Annotated in this window: 14 protein-coding genes and 1 pseudogene; 8 read left to right on the top strand and 7 right to left on the bottom strand. The window is 44.1% G+C overall.

The window, feature by feature from the left end; genetic code table 11:
* Positions 1–411 precede the first annotated feature (411 nt).
* Positions 412–1,320 carry a polyprenyl synthetase family protein gene (locus tag B9T34_RS01760; RefSeq protein WP_086211650.1) on the top strand — a complete coding sequence of 303 codons (909 nt, stop codon included), beginning with the start codon at positions 412–414 and terminating at the stop codon, positions 1,318–1,320.
* Between the two features lie 105 nt (positions 1,321–1,425).
* Here the strand turns inward: B9T34_RS01760 and putP are convergent, their stop codons facing one another.
* The 5 genes from putP to B9T34_RS01735 all read right to left on the bottom strand — a co-directional run bounded on the left by putP (position 1,426) and on the right by B9T34_RS01735 (position 6,270).
* Positions 1,426–2,916, bottom strand: a complete 1,491-nt coding sequence (gene putP, locus B9T34_RS01755; RefSeq protein ID WP_086211429.1) for a sodium/proline symporter PutP — start codon at positions 2,914–2,916, stop codon at positions 1,426–1,428.
* 243 nt (positions 2,917–3,159) lie between these two features.
* Entirely contained in the window at positions 3,160–4,011 is an 852-nt protein-coding gene (locus B9T34_RS01750; RefSeq protein WP_086211428.1) for an SPFH domain-containing protein, read from the bottom strand.
* Positions 4,012–4,016: 5 nt separating this feature from the next.
* A complete protein-coding gene (locus B9T34_RS01745; protein WP_086211427.1) occupies positions 4,017–4,520 on the bottom strand; it encodes an NfeD family protein in 504 nt (167 codons plus the stop codon).
* A 142-nt stretch (positions 4,521–4,662) separates the two neighbouring features.
* Positions 4,663–5,580, bottom strand: a complete 918-nt coding sequence (locus tag B9T34_RS01740) for a patatin-like phospholipase family protein (protein WP_086211426.1) — start codon at positions 5,578–5,580, stop codon at positions 4,663–4,665.
* Between the two features lie 63 nt (positions 5,581–5,643).
* Complete coding sequence (locus B9T34_RS01735; RefSeq protein WP_086211649.1) at positions 5,644–6,270, bottom strand: 1-acyl-sn-glycerol-3-phosphate acyltransferase; 627 nt, start codon at positions 6,268–6,270, stop codon at positions 5,644–5,646.
* Positions 6,271–6,429: 159 nt separating this feature from the next.
* Here B9T34_RS01735 and B9T34_RS01730 point away from each other — a divergent pair, with 159 nt between their 5' ends.
* The 5 genes and pseudogenes from B9T34_RS01730 (at position 6,430) to B9T34_RS01710 (ending at position 12,574) form a co-directional block, all read left to right on the top strand.
* Positions 6,430–7,716, top strand: coding sequence for an MFS transporter (locus B9T34_RS01730; RefSeq protein WP_086211425.1), 1,287 nt, complete (start codon positions 6,430–6,432; stop codon positions 7,714–7,716).
* Between the two features lie 249 nt (positions 7,717–7,965).
* Positions 7,966–8,727, top strand: a pseudogene (locus B9T34_RS01725) (sulfite exporter TauE/SafE family protein).
* A gap of 149 nt (positions 8,728–8,876) precedes the next feature.
* Entirely contained in the window at positions 8,877–10,541 is a 1,665-nt protein-coding gene (locus tag B9T34_RS01720) for a phosphoethanolamine transferase (protein WP_086211648.1), read from the top strand.
* 15 nt (positions 10,542–10,556) lie between these two features.
* Positions 10,557–11,231 (top strand): response regulator transcription factor, encoded by a 675-nt coding sequence (locus B9T34_RS01715; RefSeq protein WP_086211647.1) that lies wholly within the window; start codon positions 10,557–10,559, stop codon positions 11,229–11,231.
* A gap of 20 nt (positions 11,232–11,251) precedes the next feature.
* Entirely contained in the window at positions 11,252–12,574 is a 1,323-nt protein-coding gene (locus B9T34_RS01710) for a sensor histidine kinase (protein ID WP_086211424.1), read from the top strand.
* A gap of 47 nt (positions 12,575–12,621) precedes the next feature.
* On the opposite strand, the gene B9T34_RS01705 is transcribed toward B9T34_RS01710, so the two are convergent.
* Positions 12,622–13,347 carry a phosphatase PAP2 family protein gene (locus B9T34_RS01705; RefSeq protein ID WP_086211423.1) on the bottom strand — a complete coding sequence of 242 codons (726 nt, stop codon included), beginning with the start codon at positions 13,345–13,347 and terminating at the stop codon, positions 12,622–12,624.
* A 175-nt stretch (positions 13,348–13,522) separates the two neighbouring features.
* Between B9T34_RS01705 and B9T34_RS01700 the strand changes: the two genes are divergently transcribed.
* Positions 13,523–14,218, top strand: coding sequence for an HAD family hydrolase (locus B9T34_RS01700; RefSeq protein ID WP_086211422.1), 696 nt, complete (start codon positions 13,523–13,525; stop codon positions 14,216–14,218).
* Between the two features lie 76 nt (positions 14,219–14,294).
* Here B9T34_RS01700 and B9T34_RS01695 read toward each other — a convergent pair whose 3' ends face one another.
* Entirely contained in the window at positions 14,295–15,482 is a 1,188-nt protein-coding gene (locus B9T34_RS01695) for an ammonium transporter (RefSeq protein WP_086211421.1), read from the bottom strand.
* A 507-nt stretch (positions 15,483–15,989) separates the two neighbouring features.
* Between B9T34_RS01695 and B9T34_RS01690 the strand changes: the two genes are divergently transcribed.
* Positions 15,990–16,547, top strand: coding sequence for a carbonic anhydrase family protein (locus tag B9T34_RS01690; protein WP_265733469.1), 558 nt, complete (start codon positions 15,990–15,992; stop codon positions 16,545–16,547).
* Positions 16,548–16,558: the final 11 nt, after the last annotated feature.

Genomic DNA, 16,558 nt, shown 5'->3' with positions numbered 1-16,558 from the left:
GTTTGCCACAATATTCAGAAGCGATTAATTCTAAAGCCCCTTTCTAGGGGCTTATTTTATGGATGAATTTTATAGGCTTAATGGCAGTTTTTTTGTGATAGGAAAAGTGCTTAATTCAACCTTACTCATTTTTGAATAGTATTTGGTATTGATAAAATAAAAATCATCGATGCATCATCCACAGCGGTATTTTCTCTTCAGATTTGAATCATGATCTGAGCTTAATTGTCGGATCTTCTGTACGAATAACCATGGGTGATCAATTTAAGTTTCAACAATGCAGTTTCGAGATAGAGAAAGCAGGGCAAAAGCAGTATCATGCAACAAGCCAGAAAAGCTGCAGGCCGAATTGTTCAGGCTCTATGCAGCGCCAGTTTGTCATACCGCATAGATAATAAAATTGAGGTGAACGTGTCGTCTTTAACTGATGTGCAGGCTCATGCACTGACAGAAGCACAGAACCGCATTCAGCAGGATTTACTGACTGCACTGGATGCTTTTGCCATTCCAGAACCGTTAAAAGGCGCAGTGCATCACGCCGTTATGCTAGGCGGAAAACGAGTGCGTCCAGCACTATGCTTTGCGACAGGCGCCTTAAAACAGAATCCAAATGCGGCTGCGGTACGCCGCGCTGCGGTTGCCATTGAGTTTATCCATTGCTATTCATTGGCGCATGATGATTTGCCATGTATGGACAATGACCTGCTGCGCCGCGGTCAGCCGACCTGCCATGCTGCTTTTGGTGAAGATACTGCTTTGCTGGCAGGGGATATTCTGCAGTCCATGGCTTTTGAGATTTTGGGCAGCCGCCTGTTTGATCAGGGGCCTGCAGTAGAAGCGTCTATTGTATTAAAGCAAATGCAGATTTTAGCGACAGCTTCTTCAAAAATGGTCAATGGGCAAGTGCTGGATTTGCAGGCGGAAGGCAAGCATATTTCGCAAGAAGCTTTGGAAAATATTCACCGCAATAAAACCGGCGCGTTGATTACAGCGGCGATTATGATGGCTGCGGTAACCCTTTTTTCGGGTACAGATCAAGCCATTCCAAAACTGCGTGAATATGGTCAAGCCATTGGTTTAGCTTTCCAAGTTCAGGATGATATTTTAGATATTATTTCTGATACTGAAGTGCTCGGCAAAACTGCCGGAAAAGATCAGCAAGTTGAAAAATCGACCTATCCAGCATTGATTGGTTTAGAGCAAGCCAAAGCCTATGCGCAGGAATTGCATAATCAAGCCATGAATGCGCTGGCGTACTTTGGTGAAGATGCAGCACAATTGACGCAGATCACGCAATTTTTGCTGTCACGAAAAAGCTAAACAGATACGGCTTTAGCGCTAGCATTTTCCGTATCGAGTATGCTTTTAATTGAAAAAAGAGGCCTGTATAGGCCTCTTTTTATTTATCAATCTGAAAAGATCGGATTATTTGCTTTCATTATAAATACGCTGTGCTTCATCAAAGCGGTCGGTAATTTCTTTACCAGGTGCTTTACCCATTAGGCTTACAGCAATAATGGCAATGAATGAACAGATAAAGCCGGGAATGATTTCATACACGCCAGTATCGCCCCAGACATTTTTCCATAGAATAACCATCACAGCACCGACGATCATGCCTGCCAATGCACCGTTTAAAGTCATGCGTTTCCAGAACAAAGACAGAATAATCAGTGGACCGAATGCTGCGCCAAAACCTGCCCATGCATAGGCCACTAAGCCGAGCACTTTTGATTCAGGGTTGCCCGCCATCCAAATTGCCAGCAGGGCAATCAGCAGTACCATTAAACGGCCAACCCACACCAATTCTTTTTGCGAGGCATTTTTACGTAAGAATGACTTGTAAAAATCTTCGGTTAAAGTGCTTGAGCAGACCAGCAGCTGACAGCTAAGCGTACTCATCACCGCGGCTAAAATCGCGGCTAAGACAATCCCTGCAACCCATGGGTTAAACAGAATTTTTGTGAGCTCCATAAAGACTGTTTCAGGGTTTGCATTCACTACGCCTGCCAGTTCTGGATGCTGTTGGAAATAAGCAATCCCGAAGAAACCTGCCGCAACTGCACCGCCTAAGCAAAGTGTCATCCATGCCATACCAATGCGGCGTGCATTTGGAATAGATTTCACAGAATCTGCAGCCATAAAGCGCACCAGAATATGCGGCTGTCCAAAATAGCCTAAGCCCCATGCCAATAAAGACATAATGGCAATAAAGCTGAGATTGCCAAAAATATCGGTGGCTTGCGGGCGGGCAGCATCGAGCGCGATTGTAATTTGCGATAGATCTGAAAAGGACAGAATGGCGACGATTGGCGTCAGCAGCAGCGCAAAAATCATCAGTCCTGCTTGAATGGTATCGGTCCAGCTGACTGCAAGGAATCCGCCAATAAATACATAGCTGATGGTGGCAATGGCACTGATCCACAGGGCTGTGCTGTAAGACATGTCAAACATGCTTTCGAACAAGCGCGCGCCTGCCACCATGCCAGAGGCACAGTAAATGGCAAAAAACACAAGAATGACAATGGCTGAAACCACACGCAAAATTTTCTTTTGATCATTAAAGCGGTTGGCAAAATAATCTGGCAAAGTCAGCGCATTGTGCTGCACTTCGGTATGCACGCGCAGGCGGCCTGCAACCAGCAGCCAGTTAAGCCAAGCGCCAATGATCAGGCCAATGGCAATCCACATTTCTGAAAGGCCAGACAGATAAATTGCGCCAGGCAAACCCATCAAAAGCCAGCCGCTCATGTCGGACGCGCCTGCAGAAAGCGCCGTTACAAAGCTGCCCAAACGGCGGCCGCCTAAAATGTAGTCAGAAAAATTCGACGTAGCGCGGTAGGCCATCAGACCAATCGCGATCATGGCGGCGATATAAAATAAAAACGTAATTAACGTTGGATTGAGGGAGCTCATACAATATCCATTTTCGAGTTGGACAGCAGATCGAAATATGAATTGACAGCAATAGGAGAGCCAATTGAGGGCAAATGAACTGCCATCAATTCAGGAGATTTCAAAAATTAACGCGAAATTTAACCACAAATAAACAAATTTTGCAGAATTTTTATTGGTTTAAATAAAAATAGACAGCGCTAGCGCTGTCTATTATGTATTTCAAAAGATGTCAGACATCTCGATAGGAAAGGGGGCGTATTATTAATTACGGCCCATGACACCGCGAATGGTATTCATAATATCTGCAGGCAAGACCACAGTTTTTGAATTATTCGACTTCGCCATATCCTGCATGGCTTTTACATATTGCTCACCCAGCAGGTAAGCCACTGGAATTTCTTTATCACCCACCGCAGATGTCACCATTTCAATGGCTTTTTGCGATGCTTCAGCCAGTACCACTTGCGCTTCTGCATCACGGCGGGACGCTTCTAAACGGCCATCCGCTTCTAAAATCGCAGCCTGTTTTTCACCATCTGCTTTGGTTACGGTCGCACGGCGCTGACGTTCTGCAGCAGCCTGTTCTTCCATTGCCGCCTGCATGGTGTGAGATGGTTTAATATCTTGAATTTCTACAGTTTTTAAGGTGATGCCCCAGTCAGAAATATCATCAGAAATACCGGCTTTCAGTTTTGCCTTGATATGATCGCGAGAAGACAATGCATCATCTAGATCCATTTCACCGACAATTGAACGCAGCGCAGTCTGCACTAAGTTCTGGATGGCCCATGTGTAGTTTTCAATACCATAGACGGCTTTTTCAGGCGTGGTCAGGTTAATATAAGCCACAGCATTCATCAGCAGCACAGCATTGTCGCGGGTAATCACTTCTTGAGATGGAATATCCAGCACAATATCTTTGGTGGTGACTTTATAAGCCACTTCATCGACATAAGGAATGACGAAATTCAAACCGGGGCCCAAGGTGGTGTGGTATTTGCCTAAACGCTGCACAATCCATTTATAGCCTTGCGGCACAATTCGCACACCCTTAAAAATGGTTACGGCAACGAAGGCCAGCAGGGCAAAGACAATAATCGTAGCTGCGCTCATGTTATTTACTCACTTTTTTCGTTGTTGGTTTGACTGTTTGCAATTTGATTCGCTGCGCTGTGCAATTGCACAACCAGATCATTGCCTAAAATGTCGACCACACGGACGCGGTCACCGACTTGAACAGGGGACAGTGTGCGGCAGTTCCATTCATCTGAACCCAATACAGGCATTGGAAAACGGACTTTAATTTGATCGTGCTCTAAATTGGTTTGAATGACCATGCCCACTTGTCCAATGGTCGCTTCACGGGAAAGGCCCGCTTGGGTTTTGTCGGTAGACAGCGGCTTGATAAATTTAAACCAAGCGACCGTGCATAAAATGGATAGGATGATCCATGTGACAAATTGGGTCGTAGTGCCCATCATTGGAAATAGAAAATATAAAATACCGACCATGATGGCGCCGATGCCAAACCACAGTGCGGCAAATGCGGGCAATAGCAATTCTGAAAGAATCAGTAAAACGCCCAATACAAACCAGTGCCAAGGTTCTAAAACAAATTCCATACATCTGCCCGTGTATTGCTCTAAAGATTAGAGTGAATTGATCGAGTTAAATTGATATAGATGGCGACGCCTTTATATCTTAAGCATCTATATCAATGTAGCAGATGAATATGTTTTTGAATATTTAAAAAATTACTCATCTTTAAAATTTAGAAGCAGGTGCCAGCTTTAAGGCAGCAGGTGATGCTTTAAAATCAGCAATGGCTTTTTGAATAGAACGTATTTTCAGCTGCGCGGCTTTTTCGCCTTCTAAAATCGTTGCATTGCTGGATTTCAAATCCAGCGTGCCGATATGGCCTACTTTGGGCTGAATCACAATGCTGGCTTGGTTCAGCTCTTCATTAATGCTTTGCTGCCCCATAATATTCAGGGTTTGATCCAGTACGCCAAACATATTCAGCGCTTTGCTGCTGTCTGGGCGTGCAGAAATATCCACAGCGATGACGATATCTGCACCCATATCTTTGGCTGTTTTAACAGGAATAGGACTGACTAAGCCGCCATCGACATATTTTAAGCCGCCAATGGTGGCTGGAACAAAGACATTGGGGATACTGCAAGATGCACGGACGGCTTGACCTGCATTGCCTTTAATAAAATCTGCTTTACGGCCAGTATCCAAGCGGGTGGCAACTGCAGCAAAGCGGATTGGAAATTTTTCAATCGGCTTGTTTCCGACATTTTTGTTGACGTAGTCTTGCAATTTTTGACCTAAAATCACGCCTTGGCGGTTTAAGGTTAAATCACGGATATCGGATTCTTTAAAGCCCAAAGCAATCTGCTGCATCTGATATGGTGTTTTACCGCTGGCATAGAGGCTGCCCACAAAACTGCCGGCGCTGGTGCCTGTCACAATTTTCGGTTTAATGCCGTGCGATTCCAGCACTTTTAACACGCCAATATGGGAAAAGCCTTTGGCGCCGCCGCCGCCCAGCGCAATGGCAATCACAGGCTCACGCGCTTTGATTGGTGTAGTCTTGGCGGGTGTGTTGATGGCTTTGTCACAGCCTGCAAGGCTCAGCGCCAATATGCCAATCGCGGAATAATGCAATATTTTCATAATATAATTAGATGATGATCTGCTCAAATATGCGCACATCTCAGCAAAAAAATGCACATTTTACTAGCGCTTTTTCCATCGCTTTTGTAACGGCTTAGCCAGCCAATCTGGATTTTTTGGAGAAAATTTGCCTTCGTACAGCTGTAAAATCTGTTCTAAGTCCTGTTCATAATTGCCTGTAGGCTGAAAGACGCCTAAGCAGTGAATAATTTTATGTTCATAATCAAAAGAAAACATCACAATCGGGATTTGAGCTTCGTAGGCAATATAATAAAAGCCGCTTTTGATTTTTTCGGCCTGCTTGCGGGTGCCTTCAGGCGCCATGCCAATCCATATTTTGTCTTTGGCCTGAATAATATCGGAAATTTGCTTGGTCAGGCCCTGCGCATTGCCGCGGTCTACAGGAATCACGCCAATCCATTCCAATAAGGGCTTTAACGGTGTTTCAAATAAAGTGTGCTTGCCGAAAATGGTAATTTGAATGCCTAGTCCAAGCAGGGCGGTAAAACCATGCCAAGCATCGATATTGGAGGTATGCGGTGAAATAATCGCAACCGCTTTGGGCAGGTTTGGAAAGTTGCCTTCAAAGCTCCAGCCCTGCGCCAAGAACAGCTTCTTAAAAAGCTGTTTGCTGAAGGCTGAGCCGCGTGCAGGCACTTGCTCAGGCAAAGTGGGGAAGTGTTGAGTCATTGTTTTTATCAAAGCGTTGCATTCAATATAAATTATCATATGCTTTGCATATAGGCACTGCATTGGCAAGATTGTGCAGTTTGTACTTTGCCCTGATTAGCTATGCAATAGATGGCTGTTTGATGAGTGAATATAAATAATTTGAATTAAGGACCGTTCATGCCGCAGATACGCAATGTATATGTGCTGCTGTTTTCGCTGTATTGGGCGCAAGGCTTGCCTGTCGGCTTTATGACGCACGCCTTGCCGGTTATTTTAAGGGCGCAGGGGGTATCGCTGGCGCATATTGGCGGTTTCGGCCTATTGATGCTGCCGTGGTCGATAAAGATTTTTTGGGCGCCATGGGTAGACCGTGTTGGCTCCATCACATATGGACACTACCGTTCTTGGATTATTCCTACACAGCTGCTGACGGTTGCCGTGCTGATTGGACTGTCATTTTTACCAATTCAAGCTTTGAATGAACCGCTTTATCTGCTGTGTTTTTTTATTGGCTTGCTGAGCATGAATTTAATTGGCGCAACGCAGGATATCGCGACAGACGGGTTGGCGGTCAATATCCTAAAAGGCGAGCAGCAGCACTGGGGCAATACTTTTCAGGTCGTTGGTTCGCGGCTGGGTTTTATTGTGGGCGGCGGAGCCATTTTATGGGCGCTAGATTGGCTGCAGTGGCAAAGCACTTTTTTAATTTTAGCGGGTTTAGTCCTGCTGAATACGATTCCTGTTTTATTTTATTCAGAAGCCGACCGAATAAAGCTGAAAAGTTCAGCTGCAGAAACGTCAAACAGCACGATTCGGCCGCAGTGGGCCATCATTCGTGAGTATTTAGACTACTTTATTCATACTGCTGAATTACGCTGCTGGCTGATGGTATTGATCACATTTAAAATTGCCGATGGGCTGTCAGGGCCAGTGTTAAAACCGCTAATGGTGGATATGGGTTTAAGTTTCAGTCAGATTGGCATTTATGTGACCATGCTGGGGGCTGCAGCCGCACTTGCAGGGGCAGGTATTTCAGGGTTGTCTTTAAAATTGCTCTCACGCTTTCATGTATTGATGCTGTTCTCAATACTTAAAATAGGGAGTTTAGCCGCCTATGCATGTCTGGCATGGCAATATGATGCGGCGCATGCCGTGCAGCCTTGGATTATTTATGCAGTGAATGCACTGGAAGACATGGTATCCGCCATGCTTTTGGTGGTGATGCTTACGGTGGTGATGCAATACAGCCGTAAACATTTGGCAGGCACTGATTTCACTTTTCAGGTGGGGCTGATGGCGACAGTCAGCGGTGGATTGTATAGCATGAGCGGCATAGCAGCGGATGCATTAGGCTACAGCAGCTATTTAATAGCAATTGTCCTAGTTGCTGCGCTCAGCACTGTGCCCATTGGCATCTGGGGACGTGAGCTGAGGAAAACGCAACAGATTTCTACTGAGGATTAAAAATGTATTTTTACTATTATTTTCTTTTTTGGATGGACTAGTCAGAGCGCAAAAAGTTGAATTTTATTTTTTGCTTAAATTATGACATTTATAGGAAAGTCATGAATTAGGCAGAAATCGAGCTAGGATCACCATGCAATTGCCATAATTAGGGTGCAATGGGGTTTCTCATTTTGTGGAAGTGGCTTCGATTGACAGCTGATAATAATTCTATAAAGATAAAAGCTTATTATTTGAACATGGCTTGATATGGATATTGATCAAGTTCTTATCATTCTGGGTTTCTTTGCATTTTGCGGGGGGCTGATTGATGCAGCCGTGGGCGGTGGGGGTAGTTCAATTGCCTTCCTTAATACATGCCTTGCTGCAATACAGTTTGGCGACAGTATTTGGCACCAATAAGCTTGCTGTGCTGGCAGGCACAGCATCTTCTTTTTTCGGGTATATCAAAAGAATCAAAATCGTTTGGCGTGTTATGCATGCCCATTATGCTGGCTGCATTTGTATTTGCATTTTTGGGTGCAATGTCTGTGGATTATATTCCCAAGAACATGATGCGTTATGCCGTATTTTTCCTGCTGATTATGATGGCAATTTATACTTTTGCCAAAAAAGATTTAGGCCAATTGCATACCGCCATGCACATGGGCGTGCGTGAGATTTTATTGGGTGTTGGCTTTGGCGCTTTGATCGGTTTTTATGATGGCGTTTTGGACCTGGCAGCGGCAGTTTTTTACTTTTTTATTTGTGAAAGTCTTTGGCTTTGATTTTCTCAATGCTTCTGCATCAGCAAAACTGGTGAACTTAGGCACTTTCAGCGCATCACTGCTGTATTTTATCACTACGGGCAATGTCCTATGGATGGTAGGCGCCATGGTTGCAGCTTGAAATATTGCTGGCGCCTTATGCGGCACATTTTTAGCTTTACGTTATGGCAGCGGTTTTATCCGAATCTTTTTTCTGATTCTTTTACTATTTTTAAATGTGCGAATGGGCAATTCTCTTTTTTAGAAAAAATAATTCAGATGATTTAATCTATTTATTTATAAGCAATTTTTATATGATTAGAGCGATAACAAGAAAATGCGATTGATGACTTAAGCAAGTTTTAAGTTTGAACAATTAATTTAACAGCATCGATAAAAAACACGATGATTTTGATGCTGACCATATTCACTGCCTTAAAAAACAAAATTATGCCTATTTCACTTACAAAGTTTAATTTATTGATCGCGTTATGGCTTGGTCTAGCGCTTAATCTGGCTTTTTATCAAAAAATTCAGCAGCTCACGCCCTATCAAGGCATAAAAGCACAGCTATTTTTAGCGGCAACGGTGATAGTCGTTATTGCGCTGTACAATGCTTTGCTTCAATTGCTGAATTGGCGCTGGAATGCGAAAGTCGTTGCGGCAGTACTGCTTTTTATCGGCGGTTTCAGCGCGTATTTTGTCAGCAGTCTAGGTGTGGTCATTTCTCCTGATCAAATTCAAAATGCCATGCAAACCGACCCGAATGAAGCAAAAGATCTTGCCTCTATGCGTTTGGTCGTGTGGTCGATTGTTATGGTCATTTTACCCATTGTGCTCATGACCCAGATTCCAATTTTGAAGGAAGCACTGCCTAAAGTATTGCTCAAAAAAACAGTGAATTTGCTGGCATCTTTTGCGGTGATCGGCAGTCTGCTTTTTGTTTTTTATGTTGATTATGCAGCCATATTCCGCGAGCACCGTGATCTTAAAGGCATGCTTTCACCGCAAAATGCCATTGCTTCAAGCCTGTCGTACTACCGCCATCAAGCGCCTAAAAAAAACCTGCCTTTGGTGGCTTATGGAACGGATGCGCACCGCAATATTGATGTTTCGAATCAAAGCAAACCTAAATTGATGGTGCTGGTGGTGGGTGAAACTGCACGTGCGGAAAGCTTTTCATTAAATGGCTACAGCAAAAATACCAATCCAGAGCTGTCTAAATTAGATATTCTAAATTTCAGCCAAGTCAGCTCATGCGGCACGGCCACAGCGGTTTCTGTCCCGTGCATGTTTTCCGGCATGCCGCGCAAACAATATGATGAACAGCTGGCCAACCACCGTGAAGGGCTTTTGGATATTGCCAAACGCGCGGGCTATAAAGTGGCTTGGCTAGACAATAATTCAGGCTGTAAAGGAACTTGCAACCGCGTTGAACAGGTTCAGTTCAGTCCAGAATTGAAAAAGAAATGGTGCAGCGACTTAGGCGGTGAATGCCATGATGAAATTTTGGTTGATGGTTTAAAACAGTATATTGATGCGATTCCAGAAAATGACCATACGCCGCGCTTGATTGTATTGCATCAAATGGGCAGTCATGGGCCTGCTTATTATGAGCGCAGCACTGCAAAATACCAGCCGTTTAAACCCACATGCAACACCAATGCCATTCAAGGCTGCAGTCCGCAGGAGCTGATCAATACTTATGACAATTCAATTGTGTATACCGACTACGTTTTGAGCCAAATTATTGGAACTTTGAATGCCAATCAAAAATATCAGACTGGTTTTTGGTATCTGTCCGACCATGGTGAATCCACTGGCGAGCATGGTATGTATCTGCATGGCGCGCCATATGCGATTGCGCCTGAACAGCAAACTCATGTACCTATGATCATGTGGTTTTCTCCAGCGTGGAAAGCTGAAAATACGCAGCAAATGGCTTGCCTTGGCGCGCAAAAAAGCAAAGAATTAAGTCAGGATAACTTATTCCCAAGCCTGCTGAGTATGCTGGATATAAACACCAAGGTGAAGGATAGGAACAATGATATGCTTAACAGTTGTGCGCCAGCAGCTTAAGTGAGTAGCGGACTGATGATCAAAATATTAATTATTGAAGACGATTTCATGATTGCGGAATCAACTCAGACCTTGCTGAAATATCAAGGTTTTGAGGTGATTTGGGTCAATAACGGAATTGATGGATTAAAGAAAATTCAGCAAGAAAAAGTGGATGCTGTGCTGCTGGATTTAGGATTGCCCATGATGGATGGCATGCAAGTGCTTAAACAAATCCGTCAAAGCCACCCGATTTTGCCAGTATTGATTATTTCAGCCAGAGATCAGCTGCAGCAGCGGGTTGATGGCCTGAATCAAGGTGCAGATGATTATCTGATTAAACCCTATGAATTTGATGAATTGCTGGCGCGCTTACATGCCTTATTGCGCCGCAGCGGCAAGGAGCAGCTGCAAAACAGCCACTCAGTACTCGCTTATGGTGATCTGGTCTTAGATGTAGAGCAGCATTTGGCGAAATTTAAAGGCGAATATATCGATTTGTCTAACCGTGAATGGGCGATTTTAATTCCCTTAGTGACACATCCCAATAAAATATTTTCTAAAACCAATTTGGAAGATAAGCTGTACGATTTCGATAGCGAAATTAACAGCAATACCATCGAAGTCTATGTGCATCATTTGCGCAATAAGCTGGGCAAAGATTTTATCCGCACCATACGCGGTTTAGGCTATCGATTAGGCCAGCTGTAAACAGACAGGATTTTGCACATATGGCGTTGTGGAGTGGCAATTCTTTAAAGCGGAAGCTGATTCTTTATACTTCATTTTTCAGTTTAATTTTGGGCTGCCTGTTGATGGTGGCTGCTTATAAAATTTCATTGGAAGAAACCAATGAAATTTTAGATTCGCAGATGAAGAATTTGGCGGAGCGGGTTGCCGCGCATGAGCCTGTGCCGATGCAAAGCCAATTTGATCCAGCAAAGCACTATCATGAAGAAGATTTATTTGTTGATGTTTGGCCATATTCAGCGCAAGCGCATCAATCTCATGAATTTAATCTGCTGCTTCAGCCGATTGAAAAAGAAGGTTTTTATACGCATAAAACGTCCAATGATACTTGGCGTACTTATGTGCTGCCTCTAAAAGCGTATCAAGTGCAGGTGAGCCAGCAGCAGTCCGTCCGCCAAAATTTAGCTTTAGAGCTGGCGGGCAACATGTTTCTACCTTATGTGATATTCATGCCTTTTGTGCTGTGGGGCTTGAGCTGGATGATCAGCCGTATTTTACAGCCGCTGGATGATTTTAAATCTGAACTGTCACAGCGCGATTCAAAAGAATTGTCTCCCATTCAATCTGATCCTTATCCCATTGAAATCGCTCCGACCATTGATGAAATGAACGGGTTATTTCAGCGGATTTCATTGTCGCAGCATGAACAGCGCCAATTTATTGCCGATGCGGCGCATGAGCTGCGCACGCCCATTACAGCATTGAATCTGCAAATTAAAGTCCTGCTGCAAGAGTATCCAGAACATAAGGCTTTGAACAATCTGGCCTTAGGTTTAGTGCGTATGCAGCATTTGGTTGCTCAGCTCTTAAGTTTGGCCAAACAGGATGCATCATTGCCTGAATTTGAACATAGCCAGTCTTTTCTATTGAACGTGACTGCCGCGAATTGTGTCGAGTCGCTGATGGATTTGGCTATGCAAAAAGAAATAGATTTAGGCATGGAGCGTCTGCAGGAATTGCGGCTGCATACACAGGAAGCCGCTGTGCATTCGGTGATTTATAATTTAATTGATAATGCGATTAAGTATACGCCAGAGCGCGGCGTGATTAATGTATCGGTATATGCAGCTGATACCATGGCCGTCATTCAAATTGAAGACAGCGGGCCGGGTATAGATCCTGCATTGCATGAAAAAATCTTAAAGCGCTTTTATCGAGTGCAGAACCATCAAGAGATTGGCAGCGGTTTGGGCTTATCCATAGTGGATAAAGCTGTAGAGCGCTTGCACGGTACTTTAAGTTTCGGCAGCAGTGAAAGTCTAGGCGGTTTAAGTGTTACCGTGCGGCTGCCTTTAGCATCTTAATTCTTAAGCTGTATATTTTAATTTTCTCGCCGCGAGCACAGGCTGAGTTAAACTTGCGGCAAGATGGATGTTTCAACATTGGCGCTAGGCACTCGATTGGTTTTCTGTGCGCTAATGCGTTTATAGCAAAGCGCATAGACCACAACATTGATGCACCACACGACCCAAGCTGTCCATAAATTATGACTGAGGAAGTGCGCGCCGCGCATCATTTGCGCCCAGCCCATGGCAAATCCTAAAATAAAGCCTGTACATAAAAAGAAGTATGCGCGTTTGGGCTGCGAAAGCCGGTAAGCAAAATACCCTGTCATAAAAGCAAAGCCTGTAGAGGCATGGCCGCCCGGAAAGCAGTGCCCATGTTCAGCTTTGAATTCCCAGAGGAAGCCATGCGGAGCAGGTAGAGTCATATTCCAAGGGCAGGCATGCGCAGATTGTGATTTTAAAATACCCACAATGATGGTGCAAAGCATGGCGGCGGCAAAAAAATAGCCCAATTCAAAACGCTGTGCTTTCATTCGGTCAATTTTAAAAGTGGCCAGCCATTGCAAAAGAATCAACATATAGGCTGCAATCAGCAGGGTTTTAACCCAGCTATGATTCAGTACAGCCAATGCCCAGTCATAGCGCAGCGGGAAATTTCCTGTTTCATTCATCCAAGGTTCAATCAGGCTTAAATCCAGCGCACCGCCTACAGGAAAAAATACCCACAGCACTGCAGCCGTAAACAGCAAAAAAATGGATTGAATAAAAGTAAAGCGCTGTAAGTCGTTCATGAAGGGTAGCGTATTTTAAGAATGCCTTATTGCAGCAAATTCAGCTTAAAGATGGCTTAAAAAAGTTAAAAATGGCTATTTTCAAATGCTTGCTATGCATATCAAAGATGCTGAAATAGCAGAGAAGATGAATATGCTAAAGTGAGTGAAAACATGCTGAATAAATTGGATATATATGCGCATACAGGCTGTATTATTTGATCTGGACAATACCTTAACCCACCGTGGGCAGAGTATTGCCGCCTATAGCCAGTTTCTTGCAGCGTATTATGCTGCGCGTTTGCAGCATGTCGATCTAGCTAAAATTCAAAGCATTATTCACCGTATAGACAATGGCGGCTATCCTCAAAAAGAACTGCTGACGCATGCCAGTATAGGTGCATCAGTTGGCTATGCTTTGCAGCGGGAACTGCATTGGAATTCCACCCCAGAATTAGAAGATTTAAGTGAATTTTGGTTTAGCCATTTTGGCCCGCATGCAGTCGCTATGCAGGGCGCAGAGCAGTTGCTGCAAGGTTTAAAAGATCGTGATTATAAATTGGCGGTTATTTCCAATGGCGGTCATGCTACACGTTTAAATATTTTAAAAGGTTTAGGTTTCAGTCATTTCTTTGATGAAATTGTCAGTTCAGAGCAGGCAGGCTTAAGTAAGCCTAAACCTGAGATTTTCCTGCAAACCAGTGCAAAACTTGGAATTGCGCCAGAGCACTGCTTATTTATTGGTGATCATCCAGTAAATGATGTGCAGGGTGCTTTGGGCGCTGGCATGCAAGCTGTATTGCTGGAAGGCTTTCATGCACATACTGATCAGCTGATGATTTCAAACCGAATTCAGCGGCTGGATCAAATCTGGGATTATTTACAGCGCTAGTTTTGAGTTCAGTTTTAAAACAAGAAAGCGGTCATTTTGACCGCATTCTTTATGTTGATTTATAGACGCGCTGTGCTTAGAAAATATTATCTTCAGAGTTTGCAGTAATGCGGTGAATGGACAAATCTGCGCCGCGGAATTCTTCCTCTTGGCTAAGGCGAATACCCATCGTGGCTTTTAAGATGCCGTACACCGCAAATCCGCCGCCCATAGCAATCGCAATCGCTAAAATTGTGCCAATGCATTGCGATATAAAAGATACACCGCCTAAACCGCCCAGCCACTGCTGCCCGAATATACCCACTGCAATACCGCCAAAAGCGCCGCATACGCCGTGCAAAGGCCAAACCCCGAGTACATCATCAATTTTTAATTTGTTTTGCGTATAGGTAAAGAGTTTAACAAAGATAACTCCAGCCGACATGCCAATCACCAATGCGCCTACAGGGTGAACAATATCAGAGCCTGCGCAGATTGCGACCAATCCTGCTAAGGGGCCATTGTGCAAGAAGCCTGGGTCATTTTTGCCGACCATATTGGCAGCGAGCGTACCGCCCACCATTGCCATTAAAGAGTTGATGGCCACTAAGCCTGAAATGGCATCTAGACGCTGTGCGCTCATCACGTTAAAGCCAAACCAGCCGACAATTAAGATCCATGAACCGAGTGCAAGAAAAGGAATAGAGGATGGTGGATGCGCGCTGATGCGGCCATCTTTTTTATAGCGTCCATAGCGCGGGCCAAGCAGCAGTACAGCCGCCAATGCAATCCAGCCGCCCATAGCATGCACCACCACCGAACCTGCAAAGTCATGGAAGCTTGCGCCAAAAGTACGCTCTAGCCAGCCTTGCAAGCCATAGTTGCCATTCCAAATCATGCCCTCAAACAGAGGATAGATCAAAGCGACCAGCAATAGGGTTGCGATGGCCTGAGAACGCATTTTGGCGCGTTCTGCAATCCCGCCAGAAATAATGGCGGGAATGGCTGCTGCAAAAGTCAGCAGGAAAAAACAGCGCATTAAATTGTAGCCGTGATCTGCTGCGAGTGTCGGGCCAATATGGAAAAAGTGCTGACCATAGGAGATGTAATAACCCACGAAAAAGTAGGCAATCGCTGAAATAGAAAAGTCCGTTAAAATTTTGCTTAAAGCATTCACTTGGTTTTTATGGCGCACAGTACCCAGCTCAAGAAAAGCAAAGCCGGCATGCATCGCGAGCACTAGAACTGCACCAAGGAGGAGAAAAAGTAAATCAATATTTTGCATTGTGAGTCCTAAAGTAGTGCGTAGTGTCACAAAAGAAGCCAAGTATATCTATACAGATTTTTTCTAACAGAGGGGGGATTAAGGGAAATTTTGATTGATTTGGAACAAATAGAAAAAAGACTCGATATAAAGCAAAAAAGCAAATATCGAATTATTTTGGTGCAAATTTAAATATGAAATATTTATATAAATTTATTAAATATCAATGCTTAATGTTTATTAATCTATCAACTTTATTTAGGTGTTTTGTCGGGGTGCACAAATGTTTCCAATTTAGAAAAGGGCTGTAATTTAAAAAAAGATAAATCAGCCTTGGAAGAATTTCGAAGAAATTGCACTCGAAAAGCACAGTTGACGTTTATGTGCAGCTGATCCTTATTTTCAGATACAAACCCTTACAGCATTGGCAGCTTTAGTTTTGAAATTTAGCAGCAGCTCTTTCAATCTGTTGCGGCATTAAAATAGATTAAAGATGAGGGCTTTAAATTGTATAAGAGCATGACGGCTATGGCCGTATTTTTGGCGGCTGCGGCAGCACAGGTAAATGCAGCGGATAGTATTGGATCAGCTTGGAGCTATACCGGATCGACAGCACCTGCACATTGGGCCAATTTAGATGCTCAATATGCGGCTTGTGAAGGGCAGAATCAGTCGCCTATTAATATTTCAGAAACAGTCAATGCCGCTTTAACACCGCTAGAGTTCAGTTATGAGGCAGAGGTGCAGCAAATCATTCAAAATGAACATACGCTGCAGCTGAATGTTATGGAGGGCGCATTTGTCCTATTAGATGGTCAGCCATTTCAGCTGAAACAGTTTCATATTCATACGCCGAGCGAAAATACTTTGTTAGGCAAACAGTATCCTATGGAGCTGCATTTGGTGCATGTCAATGCGGCAGGAGAACTGGCAGTTGTCGCGCTGATGTACGAAGAAGGCAGTGAAAATCAGGCATTAAAAACATTGCAAAAATTGGCTGCATTGCCGCAGGCAACGAAAAAGAAAGTCACGTTCCAAGCAGCCTCGCTGCTGCCTAAGCAGCCTCGCTGCTGCCTAAGCAGCTAGAGTATTACCGC

The sequence above is a fragment of the Acinetobacter sp. ANC 3813 genome, from assembly GCF_002135435.1.
Lineage (GTDB): Bacteria > Pseudomonadota > Gammaproteobacteria > Pseudomonadales > Moraxellaceae > Acinetobacter.
This window is presented reverse-complemented; position numbering and strand designations above follow the sequence as displayed.